This is a genomic window from Donghicola eburneus (assembly GCF_900115865.1).
Taxonomy (GTDB): domain Bacteria; phylum Pseudomonadota; class Alphaproteobacteria; order Rhodobacterales; family Rhodobacteraceae; genus Donghicola; species Donghicola eburneus.
The window spans coordinates 16,324-31,419 of the sequence record NZ_FOXY01000008.1; the positions used below are offsets into that span (position 1 = coordinate 16,324).

At 60.7% G+C, this 15,096-nt stretch carries 12 protein-coding genes; 3 read left to right on the forward strand and 9 right to left on the reverse strand.

Annotation, left to right across the window (positions count from 1 at the left end):
- Nucleotides 1–24 precede the first annotated feature (24 nt).
- The 5 genes from hypF to betC all read right to left on the reverse strand — a co-directional run bounded on the left by hypF (nucleotide 25) and on the right by betC (nucleotide 7,647).
- Nucleotides 25–2,277: a carbamoyltransferase HypF gene (hypF, locus tag BM225_RS14260; protein WP_072709510.1), complete on the reverse strand. Its 2,253-nt coding sequence runs from the start codon at nucleotides 2,275–2,277 to the stop codon at nucleotides 25–27.
- The gene (locus BM225_RS14265) at nucleotides 2,277–3,701 is read right to left on the reverse strand and encodes a nickel-dependent hydrogenase large subunit (protein WP_072709512.1); all 1,425 of its coding nucleotides are present in this window, start codon (nucleotides 3,699–3,701) and stop codon (nucleotides 2,277–2,279) included. Before BM225_RS14265 ends, hypF begins: the two co-directional genes overlap by 1 nt.
- On the reverse strand, nucleotides 3,698–4,690 hold the full coding sequence (locus tag BM225_RS14270; protein ID WP_072709514.1) for an NADH-quinone oxidoreductase subunit B family protein: 993 nt from the start codon (nucleotides 4,688–4,690) through the stop codon (nucleotides 3,698–3,700). Before BM225_RS14270 ends, BM225_RS14265 begins: the two co-directional genes overlap by 4 nt.
- Nucleotides 4,687–6,015 (reverse strand): sensor histidine kinase, encoded by a 1,329-nt coding sequence (locus BM225_RS14275; RefSeq protein WP_072709516.1) that lies wholly within the window; start codon nucleotides 6,013–6,015, stop codon nucleotides 4,687–4,689. The genes BM225_RS14270 and BM225_RS14275 overlap by 4 nt, the downstream gene beginning before the upstream one ends.
- A gap of 108 nt (nucleotides 6,016–6,123) precedes the next feature.
- Nucleotides 6,124–7,647, reverse strand: a complete 1,524-nt coding sequence (gene betC / locus BM225_RS14280) for a choline-sulfatase (protein ID WP_072709518.1) — start codon at nucleotides 7,645–7,647, stop codon at nucleotides 6,124–6,126.
- A gap of 205 nt (nucleotides 7,648–7,852) precedes the next feature.
- On the opposite strand from betC, the gene choX reads away from it, so the two are divergent.
- From choX to choV, 3 genes are all read left to right on the forward strand, one after another.
- Entirely contained in the window at nucleotides 7,853–8,767 is a 915-nt protein-coding gene (gene choX, locus BM225_RS14285) for a choline ABC transporter substrate-binding protein (RefSeq protein WP_072709520.1), read from the forward strand.
- A gap of 78 nt (nucleotides 8,768–8,845) precedes the next feature.
- Nucleotides 8,846–9,685 (forward strand): choline ABC transporter permease subunit, encoded by an 840-nt coding sequence (gene choW / locus BM225_RS14290; protein WP_072709522.1) that lies wholly within the window; start codon nucleotides 8,846–8,848, stop codon nucleotides 9,683–9,685.
- On the forward strand, nucleotides 9,682–10,713 hold the full coding sequence (gene choV / locus BM225_RS14295; RefSeq protein ID WP_072709524.1) for a choline ABC transporter ATP-binding protein: 1,032 nt from the start codon (nucleotides 9,682–9,684) through the stop codon (nucleotides 10,711–10,713). The genes choW and choV overlap by 4 nt, the downstream gene beginning before the upstream one ends.
- Here the strand turns inward: choV and BM225_RS14300 are convergent.
- From BM225_RS14300 to BM225_RS14315, 4 genes are read right to left on the reverse strand one after another with little or no spacing between them, the layout of a single operon-like run.
- Nucleotides 10,710–11,342, reverse strand: coding sequence for an ATP-binding cassette domain-containing protein (locus tag BM225_RS14300; protein ID WP_072709525.1), 633 nt, complete (start codon nucleotides 11,340–11,342; stop codon nucleotides 10,710–10,712). The two genes, choV and BM225_RS14300, sit on opposite strands and share 4 nt — an antisense overlap.
- Nucleotides 11,339–13,027 carry an ABC transporter permease gene (locus BM225_RS14305; RefSeq protein ID WP_072709527.1) on the reverse strand — a complete coding sequence of 563 codons (1,689 nt, stop codon included), beginning with the start codon at nucleotides 13,025–13,027 and terminating at the stop codon, nucleotides 11,339–11,341. The genes BM225_RS14300 and BM225_RS14305 overlap by 4 nt, the downstream gene beginning before the upstream one ends.
- Nucleotides 13,024–14,223 carry an ABC transporter substrate-binding protein gene (locus tag BM225_RS14310; RefSeq protein WP_072709529.1) on the reverse strand — a complete coding sequence of 400 codons (1,200 nt, stop codon included), beginning with the start codon at nucleotides 14,221–14,223 and terminating at the stop codon, nucleotides 13,024–13,026. The genes BM225_RS14305 and BM225_RS14310 overlap by 4 nt, the downstream gene beginning before the upstream one ends.
- Nucleotides 14,223–14,855 carry a CDP-alcohol phosphatidyltransferase family protein gene (locus BM225_RS14315; protein ID WP_072709531.1) on the reverse strand — a complete coding sequence of 211 codons (633 nt, stop codon included), beginning with the start codon at nucleotides 14,853–14,855 and terminating at the stop codon, nucleotides 14,223–14,225. The genes BM225_RS14310 and BM225_RS14315 overlap by 1 nt, the downstream gene beginning before the upstream one ends.
- Nucleotides 14,856–15,096: the final 241 nt, after the last annotated feature.

Here is a 15,096-nt window from a genome sequence, read left to right on the forward strand (position 1 = left end):
GCTGCCAGCTTTCCACCCTGTTGGTTACATACTTTCCGGCGTGGCCTTTGCGCGGGCCGCTGCAATCAGCGCTTGCCCCAAGGCCAGCCCGCCGTCATTGGCCGGAGTCTTGGTGTGGATCAGCACCGGTGTGTCGCCAAGCGCGCGAAGGGTCAGATCAAGCAGCAGCGCGTTCTGAAAGCACCCGCCTGATAGGGCAACGGCCTTGGCCTGACCATCCTTGACCAGTGCCGCAGCCGCAGTTGCAAACGTCTGCGCCAGTCCAGCATGAAAGCGCCATGCGATGGTCTGGATGCTGGTTTGATTGCCTAGGTCTGCGCGGATGGCTTTGAACATCTGGCTCACGTCAAAGCCGTTGGGCGTTTCTGGCATGTGATAGGCGTGGTGCGGGTCAGGCGACGGGGCCTTCAGTGCGAGCGCTTCTAGGGTCATCGCGGCCTCGCCTTCATAACTCTGGCCCGCCGAACAAATATCTAGACATGCGGCCACGGCATCGAACAAGCGGCCCGCACTGGTAGACATCGGCGCATTCAACCCGCGCGTCGCGGCCATCCGAAGCATGTCTCTAGGCGCATCAGAAAAGAGGTCATCCGCCCAATCAGACAGTCCCGCCTGATCCAGTCGCGCCAACGCATTCCGCCAAGGCTCTGCTTGCGCCCGATCGCCGCCAACCAACGGGGCGGGTGACAAATGCGCAGCCCTCTCGAAACCAAGATAATCCCCCAGCAGGATTTCGCCGCCCCAGACGGTCCCGTCCGGTCCAAGTCCCAAACCGTCCAGTATGATCCCCGCGACCTTGCACCCATCCAGAGGCCACAGGTTTTCGCCCATACACGTCGCGAGGTGGGCGTGGTGATGCTGCACTTCCTGCAGGATCAATCCCTCGGCCTCGGCCCGCGCGGTTCCGTGTCGAGAGGCGCGGAAATCGGGGTGCAGGTCCACTGCCACGACCTGTGGTTTGTGATCAAAGAGCGCTGCATAATCGCGGTCTGCCTGCTGGAACGCCTCCCACGTTAGAGCCTCATCCAGTTCTCCTAGATGGTGGCCCAACAGGGCTTGCCCGTTCTTGATCAGGCAAAGCGCCGCTTTCATCTGCCCGCCATAGGCCACAGCCTGCGGCGCATCCTCAAACCCCTCTGGTAGAGGCAAGGTCCCCGGAACGTGTCCCCGTGCCCGCCGTAAAATCATGGGGCCGTGCGGGGTGATCCGCTCGACACTGTCATCCAGCCGCCGCGCAATATCGCGGTCATGCATCAGGAACGCATCGGCAAAGGGCGCCAGTTTTTCGCGTGCCTCATCATTGCCGATGACCTGCGGCTCGCCCGACAGGTTCCCGCTGGTCATCACCAGAGGCCCGCCAAAGGCCTCAATCAGCAAGTGATGCAGAGGGGTGTAAGGCAGCATCCAGCCGTATGTGCTTTGGTTCGGGGCGACGCCGTCGGGCAGGGTGCCGTTGCTGGACAGCAGCACGATCGGCGCGGATGGATCTGACAAGAGGGCGACCTCTGCCTCTGTCGGGGATGCATGCTGGCGGATCATCGCGAGCGTCCCCATCAGAGCTAAGGGTTTCGCGGGCCGGTGCTTTCGCCGACGCAGGTTTGCGATGGCACCTGCGTTCCGTGCATCGCAAGCCAGATGGAACCCGCCAAGCCCTTTGATGGCCAAAATCTCCCCATGCCGCAGGCGGGCTGCGGCTTCGGCTATTGGGTCCTCGTGTGCGGGTTCGATCCACAGGCGCGGTCCGCAAACGGGGCAGGCGATGGGCTGCGCGTGAAACCGTCTGTCCGCAGGGTCGGCGTATTCCGATGCACAGTCAGGGCACATCGGGAACTCTGCCATGGTGGTCTGCGCACGGTCGTAGGGTAGCGCCCGCAGGATCGTGTAGCGGGGTCCGCAATGGGTGCAGTTCGCAAAAGCATACCCACACCGGCGATCTGTCGGGGTTTGAATTTCTGCCAGACACGCGTCGCATGTCGCGGCATCTGGTGTCACACGGGTTTCGGCCCCGGTGCCGCTGGACGCAATGATGCGAAAATCTGCGGGAGATTTGCCCGTGATCTCTGACACCTCAATCGCATCAATGCGGGACAAAGGCGGCGCTTTCCTGCGGATCAGATCGGGCAAGGAAGCAACGGGTCCATAGGCTTCGATCAGCACGCCCTCGGGATCGTTCAGCACATGGCCCGTCACGCCTAAACCCTGCGCCAAGGTCCAGACAAAGGGTCGAAAGCCGACTCCTTGGACCTGACCACGCACCCTGATGCGCAGACCTTGCATCAATGAACCGTACAGACCATGCAGGGGTCAAAACTGCGGACGATGTGCTGGACTGAAAGCGGCGTATCTTCGCCCTCGGCGACCGGTGCGCCAACCAAAGCGGACTCGACCGGACCGGCGGTGCCTGCGCTGTCACGGGGGCTGAAATTCCACGTGGTCGGCGCGATGATCTGGTAGTTGCTGATCGCGCCATCCTCGACGCTGATCCAGTGGCCCAGAGCACCCCGCGCGGCCTCGACCACGCCGACACCCGCGCCGTCGGCTGGTAATGCGATTTGATCCATGAACCGTTCTTCAGGACGAATGCTGCGCAACAGACGTTCCATCTCGATTTGGGTCAGAGCCATTTCCAACAAGCGCCCGATGACCCGTGCACGCACACCACCCTCTGCTGCCAGCGCCCGCGCCAAAGGGTGGCCCACGATGATCTGCCGCGCCAGTGCGCCGGTTTCAAAAGTCCGACCGGCGAGGCGCGGCGCTTTGCACCAGCTATAGGCCTCTTCGCGCATCATCTCGTCGGGGGTTGTTTCGCCCTGCGTCGGATGCGCCGCATCACCAAGCATCCACGCGTGGCTGATGTCCTCTTGGATGGCACTGAAATCGACCGCCGCTTCGGTGCCGTTGTCCCAAGTGCCCGCGTCAAACACGCGCCCCTCGGGCAACGGGTAAGCGCCGAATGACATGTAGCGGCCCGATCCTTGGCCCATCGCGCCTGTGCCAGTCGCCTTGCCGACGCGTAGGAAAAGGGCGGCATCGCCCCCGTCCCACGCTTCCAGCGCCTCGATACTGTTCAACGCGGCGAAATCTTCGAGCTTCCCGCCAAAGGTTTCGGCTTCCAGATATCGGCGGAAGGCCTGCAAGGTCGCGCCGATGCGGATCAGGTCGCGGGTTGTTGGCGCACGGGTCACGCCGCCCGGTTGGATTGCCAAGGTGTGTGGCCACTTCCCTCCGAGCATTCCAACCACGTGTAGCAGGTCAGCGCGGGCCTCGACCGCGCGGCGCAGGGCGCTGCCTTGGCCTGCCGTGAACCGTTCCAACACATGCCCATGCCAGTCTGCACTCGCGTATCCGGTGCGGGCGTAATCCGGCATGAAGAACAGGTTGAAATGCGCCATGTGGTCCGAGACGTTCTCGATCATATGGAGCAGGGCGGCGACCTTGGCCCCCTCTGGCGCGGGCTGCACACCTGCCAGATCGGCCAGCGCAGCCGCAGCCGCCATGGACTGGCTGATCGAGCAAATCCCGCAGATCCGCGGCGTGATCGTCAGCGCGTCCAAGGGCCCTTTGCCGACCATCATCCGTTCAAACCCACGAAACAGGGGCGAATTGGCATAGGCTGCCGACACCTGACCGTCCTGCACCTCGAGCCGGATTTCCAGATCCCCTTCGACACGGTTAAAGGGGCCAACAAGCAGGGTCGTCATGGTTTGGGCTTTCGCAAGGTGGGCGGCACAGTAACTCGGTCGGACACTGCATTTTCGGCCAGTCGTTTCGGGGTCGCGGCCTTGGACAGGCTGGCAAGGGCCATGAACCACGCCTTGGGCATGTCGGTGGGCAGACCCACGGGGATGCCCGCGAATTTCGGGGTTTCGGTAAAGCCGTGGCCCGGTTCCTCGAACTCGGGCGCGGTGCAGTTGATGCAGGGGTAGCCTGCCCGCGTACAACTGTTCGCGCCGTTCCAGCCTCGGGTGTTGCAGTCACCGACCGCTTGGGTGCCGACGCAGCCAAGATGCTCCATCATACAGCCCATTTCGCAAAGGTGTTCGGCGCTGGCTTTGTATTCGTAGAACTCATTCTTGGTGCAGGCGTGGTGGACCAAGGTGTCTGCATAAAAACGGGGTCGGGCGAGGCCATCGATTGCATCTTGGGTAAGCGCGCCTGCTTTGATCATCATCAGGGTTTCTGTGACCCAGTCAGGGTGGGTCGGGCAGCCCGCCACGTTCACGACCGGCAAACCAGAGTTGCTGCGCCACGTCGCGGAAAAGATACCGCCCGCGTGCCCGCCGTCGTACTGCAAGCCCACTGCGTCGGTCAGGTTTTCGCCTGCCGAGCTCATACCGCCGTAGGCCGCGCACGTTCCCACGGCGACCACGTGGCTGGCGATGCCAGCCAGATCGCGGACCCACTCCATCATCGGGCGGCCCGTGCCCGCAAGCATATGGTAGCGGCCTGTGCCGTTGGGGCCGCGCAGTATGGAGCCTTCGACGCACAGGATGTCCAGCTGCTGCTCCCTCGCCAGAATCGCGTCCAGCATCCGGCGCACTTCGGCCCCTGTGGCCTCGGACAAGGACGGGTGCCACAGCAGGTTCAGACCCGCCCCTTCGAGCAGGTCCAGCACGTTGGGGTCCTCGGCGCAGAGCAGGGACATGGTGCAGCCGCCGCAGCCCGCAGATTGGAGCCATAGGATATTCATGTCTGATCTCCCCGATTCAGGGTCAGCCGGAAACATGTGCCGCTGTCGGTCGGAACCAATTCCAACGCACCCCCGTGTTCATCCGCGATCTTGTGACTGATCGACAGCCCGAGACCGGTGCCTTGGCCGACCTCTTTGGTCGTAAAGAAGGGGTCGAAAATTTTGGCCTTGGCGCTGTCGGGAATGCCGGGGCCGTTGTCAGTAACCTCGATAATCGCGCGGGTGTCCTCGTAGCGGGTGGCGATGTCCAGCGTGGCATCGTCTTGGCCTGACATGGCGTCGACGGCGTTCTGGATCAAGTTCATCAAGACCTGTTGAATGTGGCCGCCTCGGGCGTGGGCAATGCACTGCTCGGCGCCGCTAAAGGTGATTTTGACATGGCTCTTGCTACCGCGCTCGACCCAGTCGGCGGAAATACGGGCGGTCTGGACCAGATCCGTGGGGCGCAATTCACCGGACCCTTCGGCGGACAGGCGGCGCAGGTCTTCGACGATGTTCTTGACCCGCTCCGCCCCGTCGCGGGCGCCGTTGATGGCGGTGCGCAGATTGCGCAGGTCGCGGTCCAGCTTCAGGTCGGCGCGCAGGGTCACCAATTCATCCCGAGAGGCCCCCGATTGCACGCGGTCAAAATAGGTCTCGAACCGGTTGATGTATTTCTCCAGCGCGTGGGTGTTCGCGTAGACAAAGCTGATCGGGTTGTTCAACTCGTGCGCCACTCCGGCCAAGAGGCGGCCCAACGAGGCCAGCTTTTCATTGCGGACCAGCTGGGTCTGGGCCTGCTTCAGTTCCTCGTGGCTGGTTTCCAGCTCTGAATAGGCGCGGCGTAGTTCGCCCAAGGGGCGGCCTGTCAGGATCACGCCCGCCCGTTTGCGGCCCGCCCGCAAGCGGGGCGAGACGCGGAATTCTACAGGCTCCGGTCCGATGGTGGTGGAGAGCTCAGCCTCGGCTGTTTTCTCGGCCCGCTGCGCCATGGTGCGCGAAATCGCGGTCATTAGATCGGCGCTGCTGGTCCCTGATAGGAAGCCCGCGATCGGCTGCCCGACCAGCTTTTCCACGGGCAGTCCAACGGCCTTGCAGAACGACCGGCTGGCGTCTGCGATGCAATCGGCCGTGTCGGTCACCACCAGATAATCACTGATCGAATGCATGATCGACGACAGAAATGTCCGCAGCGCCTCTAGTTCGGCATTCCGCGTTTCCAGTTGTTCCTGGTAGTCGACCAGTTCTGCATAGGTCCGATCTACAGCCTGCATCACGTCCACCCACGCCGCATCACCGATATCGGCGCGCAAGGTGTCTGGCGATGGAAACTGGTCCGGAGACATGGCTGACCTTTGTGAAACGAAAAGACCCCGCGGGGAATGCCGCAGGGTCCAACAGATTGAAACCAAAGGTCAAGGGCCAGCGGCTTGCCACCGCTGGCAGATCGCTTGTCACTCGCCGCGGGGGAAGCGTTTGTTTTCCTCTAGGACGTTCAGGTCCATGTGGTTGCGCATGTAGCGTTCCGAGGCCTTTTGCAGGGGCTGGTAGTCCCAAGGGTAGTATTCACCGTTCCGCAGAGATTCGTAGACCACCCAGCGGCGCGCCTGACTGAAACGCACATCCGCATCAAAGCGCTCCAAATCCCAGCGGCGGTCGGCTTCGGCTTGGAATTCGGCCAGTACATCCGCGTATTCGGGGTCGCCAGCGACATTGGTCAGCTCGTGCGGGTCCTTTTCCAGATCGAACAGTTGCTCGGGGTCCAGAGTGCAGCGAGTGAACTTGTATTTTCCCTGACGCAGACAGACCATGGGAGCGTACGAAGCCTCGGCCGCGTACTCCATCGCGACAGGGGTTTCGCGGGTTTGGCCCTGACCATAGGGCACCAGTGACTCGCCGGTGGTCCACGGCATGACCTCTTCCATGCTGACGCCAGCCAGATCACAAACGGTCGGGCAGATGTCGATGTTCGAGGCGGGCTCGGTGACGAGGCCAGGTTCCATTTGCGGGGCGGCGATCATGATCGGCACGCGGGACGAGCCCTCGTAGAAGGACATTTTGAACCAGAGCCCGCGCTCGCCGAGCATATCGCCGTGGTCTGACACGAACAGAATGATGGTGTTCTCGGTCTGGCGGGTGCCGTCCAATGCCTCGAGAATCCCGCCGATCTTGTCGTCCAGATACGAGATGTTGGCGAAATAGGCGCGGCGCGAGCGCTTGATGTCGTCTTCGGTGATGTCAAAGCTGCGCCAGTCATTCGCGTCGAAGATGCGCTTGGAGTGGTTGTCCTGCTCTTCGTAGGGGATTGCGCCGACTTCGGGCAGCAGGTGCTCGCAATCCTCGTACAGATCCCAGTATTTCTTGCGTGCCACATAGGGGTCGTGCGGGTGGGTGAAGCTGACGGTCAGACACCACGGACGGTCGTCCAGACCGCGTCCCAGATCATAGATCTTGCGGGTGGCGTTGTAGGCGACCTCGTCATCATACTCCATCTGGTTGCTGATCTCAGCCACGCCCGCGCCGGTAACGCTGCCCATATTATGGTACCACCAGTCGATCCGCTCGCCGGGTTTGCGGTAGTCCGGAGTCCAGCCGAAATCGGCGGGGTAGATGTCGGTGGTCAGGCGTTCTTCTAGGCCGTGCATCTGGTCAGGGCCGACAAAGTGCATTTTACCCGAAAGACAAGTCTGATACCCCGCACGGCGCAAATGGTGCGCGTATGTCGGGATTGATGATGTGAATTCTGCGGCGTTGTCGTAGACACCCGTATCGCTAGGCAACTGCCCGGACATAAAGGAGGCGCGGCCAGGTGCGCACAACGGAGAGGCCGTATAAGAATTCCGGAAACGCGTGGACCGCGCGGCCAGCTTTTTCAGGTTGGGCGCGTGCAGAAAGTCTGCCGGTCCATCCGGAAAGAGCGTGCCATTGAGCTGGTCTACCATCAAAATCAGGATGTTCGGCCGTTTCGTTTCGGTCATCTCTCGGTGTCCTCCTCGTGTTGTAAGTGCGATCTTGCAAAATGGGAATGCACTCCAAACCCCTCGCAAACCGCATAAAAACTGGTCCAATGCGCCACAAAACCCTGTCAATTCGGGTTTTTCGTTGACTCTCTCACCGAGACCAGATTTTTATTGATCAGTCAATCAACAAAACCACACTCAAACAAATCAGGGAAAAATACAGATGAAATTCAAGGCAACCATCTCTGCTCTGGCCGTCATCGCCGCTTCGCCCGCATTCGCAGATTGCTCGGAAGTGACCTTCTCGGACGTGGGCTGGACAGACATCACCACCACCACCGCAACCGCGACTCACATCCTCGAAGGTCTGGGCTACGACGTAGACACCAAGGTTCTGTCGGTTCCCGTGACCTTTGCCTCGCTCGAAAGCGACGACGTTGACGTGTTCCTCGGCAACTGGATCCCTGCGCAATCCGGCGCCATCCAGCCCTACCTCGACAAAGGTGAGATCGAGCAGCTCGTCGTGAACCTCGAGGGGACCAAGTATACTCTGGCCGTTCCTGCCTACACTTGGGAGCGTGGCCTGCAGTCCTATGGTGACATCGCGAAATTCGAAGAGTCGCTGGACGGCAAAATCTATGGGATCGAGCCCGGCAACGAAGGCAACGACTACCTGATCGGCCTGACCGAGAATGACACCCACGGTCTGGGTGAATTCGAAGTCGTCGAAAGCTCCGAGCAGGGCATGTTGGCGATGGTCGAGCGTAACTACAAAGACCAAGAAGATGTTGTTTTTCTGGGCTGGGAACCCCACCCCATGAACGCAAACTTCGAACTGAAGTACCTGCCCGGCGGCGAAGACTTCTTTGGCGGTGAAGGTGTAGTCTACACCACCACTCGTACCGGCTACGCAGACGAGTGCCCGAACGTTGGTCAGCTGCTCAAGAACATGAAGTTCAGCCTTGCCATGGAAAACGAAGTCATGGGCAAAATCCTGAACGACGGCGAAGAAGCAGATGATGCGACCGAAACCTGGCTGAAAGCAAACTTCGCAGAAATCGAACCTTGGTTCGAAGGCGTGACCACCATCGACGGTGGCGACGCAGTGGCTGCTGTCAAAGCGCACCTCGGCCTCTAATCACCGACCTATCGGGGCCCGGATCAATGCCGGGCCCCTTTCTCAAGGTTGTCCCTCCGAACAGAGAACGAGTGATAGATGCTAGATTGGTTAACCGATAACAAAATTCCGGTAGGCGAAGGCGCCGAGGTCGTGTTCGACTTCCTGCGCGACAACGCCGAATTCTTTTTCGAAGGCCTGTCCGATGCGATGGACTGGCTGATCAATGCCATCCTGTGGCTGCTTCAGACCCCGCATCCGCTGGTGGTGATCGCGGTCTTTGTCGCCCTGACATGGGTCCTGCAGCGCAACTGGAAAATCTGTGCGTTTGTCTTCGCTGGCTTCCTGTTCATCCTGAATCAGGACTACTGGGAGGAAACCACCGAAAGCATCACGCTGGTGATGTCCGCCTGTGTGGTCTGTATGGCCGTCGGCGTACCCATCGGGATTTTCGCCGCCCACAAGCCCAAGGTTTACACATATTTGCGTCCGGTGCTCGACCTGATGCAGACCCTTCCGACCTTTGTTTACCTGATCCCCGCGATCGTCTTTTTCGGCATCGGCATGGTGCCGGGCCTGATTGCGACTGTGATCTTCGTGCTGCCTGCGCCGATCCGACTGACCTATCTGGGTGTCTCCTCGACCCCGCAGCAGTTGCTTGAAGCGGCGCGAGCGTTCGGTGCAACGCCCAATCAGGTCCTCTACAAGGTCGAACTTCCCTATGCCCTTCCGCAGATCATGGCGGGACTGAACCAGACCATCATGCTGTCGCTGTCGATGGTTGTGGTCGCTGCGCTGGTTGGTGCGGATGGCCTTGGCGTGCCCGTGGTGCGCGCGCTGAATCAGGTTAACACCAAGCTCGGCTTTGAGTCTGGCTTTGTCATCGTGGTCGTCGCCATCATGCTGGATCGGATGCTGAGCAAAGGGGAAAAGAAATGAGTACGGCTGTTAAATTCGACAACGTCTCCATCGTCTTTGGCGACAAACCCCAAAGCGCGCTGCCCCTGATGGACAAGGGCGCCGACCGCGGCACCGTCCAACAGGAATGCGGTCAGGTCTTGGGTGTCCATAATTGTTCGCTCGAGGTTGGGACCGGTGAAATTCTGGTGCTTATGGGGCTGTCCGGTTCGGGCAAATCGACCCTGCTGCGTGCTGTGAATGCCCTGAACCCTGTCGTGCGCGGCTCGGTCCTGGTCAATGACGGCAACCAGATGGTCGACATCACCCACGCAGACAAAACCAACCTGCGCCGGATGCGTCTGAGCCAGATCGCCATGGTCTTTCAGCAGTTTGGTCTGCTGCCTTGGCGGACCGTGCGCGAAAATGTGCAGCTGGGTCTGGAACTTGGCGGCATGGACAAGGCCGAGCGCGACTCCAAGGTCGAAACTCAACTCGACCTCGTGGGCCTGTCCCAGTGGGCCGATCGCAAGGTGGGCGAGCTGTCAGGCGGCATGCAGCAGCGTGTGGGTCTGGCCCGCGCGTTCGTGACCGACGCGCCAATCCTGCTCATGGACGAACCCTTCAGTGCGCTTGATCCGCTGATCCGCGCCAAATTGCAGGACGAATTGCTGGAGCTGCAGCAAAAGCTGAACCGTACCATCATCTTCGTGAGCCACGATCTGGACGAAGCGTTCAAGATCGGTAACCGGATCGCGATCATGGAAGGCGGCCGGATCGTCCAGTGCGGCACACCGCAAGAGATCTTCTCGAAGCCTGCAGACGACTATGTGACCGAGTTTGTGGCGCACATGAACCCGCTGGGTGTTTTGCGTGCGGGCGATATCATGTCGCCGGCGACCTCTCTGGCGACCGATCAGGTGGATGCAGGGATGCCGGTGGGCGACGTGATGCAGCGCATCATGGGCACCGAAACTCCGCTGGCTGTGATCAAGGACGGGCAGATCATCGGTCAGATCACCAAAGATGACATCCTGCGCAATCTGGTGGACCCGCGCAGCGCGGCCTAACCGATTTTCAAGATGGGCCCGTCCGCGGCCTCTGCATCGGCGGGGTCGTGGGTCACCATCACCACAGGTAAATTCAAAGTGCGGGCGCGGGTAAACACCAGCGCCCGTATGTGTTCGCGCAAGGCCGGATCCAGACCACCGAACGCCTCGTCCAGTAGCAGCGCCTCTGGCGCACTCAGCAGCATACGCATCAGGGCGACCCGTGCCTTTTGTCCGCCGGACAAGGTCGCCGGATCGCGCTCAAAGAAGCCCTCTAGTCCCACATCCGTCAGCGCGGTTTCGATTTTCGCTCGGCGCTCGGCGCGGGTGCCCCCTTTGGTCAAACCAAAGGCCATATTTTGACCGACGCTCAAATGGGGAAATAGTAGGTCGTCCTGAAACAGAATGCCGACGCGCCGCGCTTCGGTCGGGAGGTTCGTGATATCGCGACCGTTCAGAATCACGCGTCCTTGGAGATGAAACGCAGGGGCCAGCGTGCCCGTCAGTGCAGCCAGCAGCGTAGATTTGCCCGCACCAGAGGGACCCATGACAGACAGCACCGCGCCCGAAGGCACATCAGTGTCGATCGCCAGAAGCTCAGTCTCGCCGCGGGTAATGCGCAGGGATTTCAGGGTCAGTCCGGTGGTCATCGGGTCTCCGGTATCAAGGCACGGCGGTTGCGGTGGACCAGTCTGGGCAGGCCAAGCGCGATTGCAAAGGGGATGAGCGCGGCAAGAGTTTGAGCCACGGCGTAAACCCCGATGGCACGGCGGTTCCCACCTGAACTCAGCGCGACGGCTTCGGTCGTGATCGTAGCCACGCGCCCCCCGCCAGCGAGAAGGGTGGGCAGGTATTGCCCGACGGACACCGCGCACCCGATTGCTGCGGCCGTCAGAAGGGGGGCCAGCAACATCGGCAAGCGCACACGGAACAGAACGCCATCGGGGCTGGACCCAAGCGCACTGGCCACGGTGCCATATCGACGATCCCATGCACGCCAAGGATCGGACAACGACAAGAAGACATAGGGCAGCACAAAAACCAGATGGGACAGAACCACCACCCAGCGCCCCGAGGTCAGCCCCGATTGCAGCAAGAGCACCTGCAGCCCCGGCAAGAACGCGATTTGCGGGATTAGTAGCGGCAGGTACAGCAGGGCCATCGCGCGCCCTGTGGGGCGCAGGTTGTGTCGAGTCTCGGCCTCTAGGCTGCCAATGCACAGGATCAGGGCGATGCCAGTGCTGGCCAGCGCAATCAGTGCCGTTTCCATCAGCGGATCGGTCAGTTGCGGTGCGAACCGCTGCCAACTGCGCAGGGTCATCTGGTCCGGCAGCACATCAGGATAGCGCCACTGACCGGCAAAGGACCAAATCACGAGTCCAGCCAATCCCAGTAGCACCCCAAGGGACGACAGCCCCCCGAGAACACGGGCCAGCGGGCGCAATCGATCCAGCCCTGAACTCCGACTGCCACCTGTGATCCATGCTTTGCCCAAGGTGGCGACAGCTTGCTCAGCCGCCCGCCACAGGGCCATGACGCCCACAACAAGCGCCAGTTGGACCAAGGCCCCAGCCGCCCCTTGCAGGCGGTAGGCCAGATCAGGATCGGACATCCACCGCAGGATTTGAACGGACAATGTGCTTGGCCGTGTCGGTCCTAGGATCAGCGCCACATCAACCGCCGTCATGGAGTAGGCCAGCACCACATATACGGGCAGCCGAATTTGTGCATAAATCGCAGGAAAAACCGTTTTGAGCCAAGCGCCAGAGGCACTGTGTCCCAGCGCCCGTGCAATCAGGATCGACTGGTCGGCCCGAGTTTGTCCCAGCGCCGCAAGGCTCATGAGCAATAAAAAGGGCGCCTCTTTGATAGCAAGGCCGAGGGTCAAGGTCAGGCCCCATGGATCATTCAGGATCAGCAGGTCCGGCGGTTGATCCCATCCGGTAGACCAAGGACTGAACACCCGTGTCACCCAGCCCGATGGCGCAATCAGAAATGCCAAACCAAAGGCTGCGGCGGCATGGGGTACCGACAGAAGCGGAGAGAGTAACCTGCGAAGCCAAGCAAGTGCGGGTCTGCCGTGCAGTTGGGACAGGATCAGCACGACCAAGGACAGCGCGAGCAGAGTTGCAGAAACGCCTGTGGTCACGCTCAGCAGCGCGGAGGGCCCGAGGCCGGGCCAAGCGAGCAGGGCATCAATCGCCTCGGTAGGGTCGGCACCGGTGATCTGGACCAGACCCAAGAGGGGGGCGATCACCCCCCATAGCCCCGCCCCGACCGGCAGCACCAAGGCGGCCAGCGTCAGGCGGGGAACCAATGTCAGGCTTGGCGTCACTGGACCCCGTAGCGGGCGGTCCACTCGGTTTCGAGCATCTCCATCCAGCTTGGGTGGGGTTCAGGTAGAGCAGTGCCGAGTTCCGCGGGTGTCAGGGTCGCGATACCCAGATCGATCGCATCAAAGGCCGCTTTCTGATCGTCAGACAGTTTGTCCATGTCCAGAACCGTGCCGTAGCCCAAGTTCAACGGGTCCAAACCATGGGCCTGCGCTTCGGGCGACAGAATGAAGTTGGCGACAACCATCGCCCCTGCTGCCGCATTCGCGTTGTAGGGAATGGCCAGATAGCTCGCGTTGCCCAAGGTGCCCTTGTCTAGAACAAACGTCCGTACGGTGTCGGGCAGTTCGAAGTTCGAAATCGCGGTCGAGGCCTCGCCCGGGCTGAAGCTGATCGCAAGATCAATCTCGTCGTCATTGAGCAGTTGGATCTGCTGAGGGCCACTTTGGGGATAGGTCTCGCCCTTGCGCCACAGGTTCGGAGTCAGTTCTTCGAGGAAATCCCAAACGGGCGCCGACACTTTGGCAAAGGTCTCGGGGGTTGCGGGCTCCATCAGTGGGGCAGGGTCCTCGACCAAGTCCAGCAGCGCCTGCTTGAGGAAAGTCGCGCCTAGGAAATCAGGCGGCTGGGGGTAGGTGAAGCGACCGGGATGGGACTTGGACCATTCCAGAATGGCGTTCATCGATGGCAGAGGCGCGTCGATATCGGCGGTGTCATACATGAAAACCACCTGAGCCATGGCCCATGGGCTCTCATAGCCTTCGGTCGGGATGGTGAAGTCGGTCTGGACAGTCTTGCCCTCGGTATCCACGTACTGCCAATTTGGCAGGTCTTCGGCAAAGGGGCCAAAGAGCAGGTCCTGACGTTTCATCGAGGCGAAGTTTTCACCGTTAATCCAGATGATGTCGATTGCGCCGCCTTCGTTTGTGCCAGCCTGCTGTTCGGCCAGAACACGGGCCACGGCATCAGCAGTGTCGGTGAGTTTCACGTGCTTGAGAGTGACGCCATGCTCTTCGGCCACGCGGTCCCCGACCCATGCGATAAAGTCATTGGTGGTTGTCGAGCCGCCCCATGCGTTCCAGTACACGGTTTGCCCGCGCGCCTCTTCGAGGACGGAATCCCAATCAGTGGGATCGGGTTGGGCAAAAGCCGTTGTGGCCAGCAGGGACGCGGCGCAGGCCGCAGTCAGGCGTTTCATCAAATCTTTTCCTCCTCTTGGACGGGAGACCCGAACACTTGGCGGGCCAACAGAATGCGAGACACGGCGGTGACAAAGCACAGCGCGCCAAAGACATAGGACGCGGGGGCAAACAGCACAGGCCATAGGCAGATCAGGATAAAAAAGCCGATGGTTTCTGCGCCTTCTAGGATGCCGCCGGTAAAATACAGAGATTTGGAGCCACGGGCGGACGTGTGCATCCGGTGCTTTTCGGCAAGGATGGCATAGCCCAGAAAACTTGCCCCATTGAAGTAGAAGCTGGTCAGCAAGAAGGCCCCAGCCAGCGCGTTCGAAGCGGGGTCTAGGATAACGAACCCCAGAGGAATTGCGCCGTAGAATAGAAAGTCACAGGTGATATCCAGATAGCCGCCAAAGTCGGTCTTTCGCGTCGCGCGGGCGATGGCACCATCCAGCCCGTCAGCCAATCGGCTCGCCAGCATCAGTGCCAGTCCCCAGCCCACGTGCCCTGTGGCGATTGTCCCAGCCGCACCAAGGCCCAATGCCAGTCCGACCAGCGTAACCGCGTTCGCGCTAAGGCCAGCCCGCGCCATCTGGGCTCCCAAGCGGTTCAAAGTGGGGTCGATCAAGGGACGTAAGGCGGCATCAAACATGGAACAGACAGTGCTGCGTCAAATCGGTGATGTCACCCGAATTATTGCATTTTTTCAGCCAACCGACAGGATCGTGATGGCGTGATTGAGCTCTTGGCTAATGAAATTTTTGCTGAAAAGGTTAAGCGATAGGGAACCTTTCATGTGCTGCGGGGCTTTTGTCCCAAAGCATAGCCGTATTCGGCCCATCTTGCTGTGCGCGTTTCTCTGTAGCACTCAGGGCTGAACCAACTGTAATCAA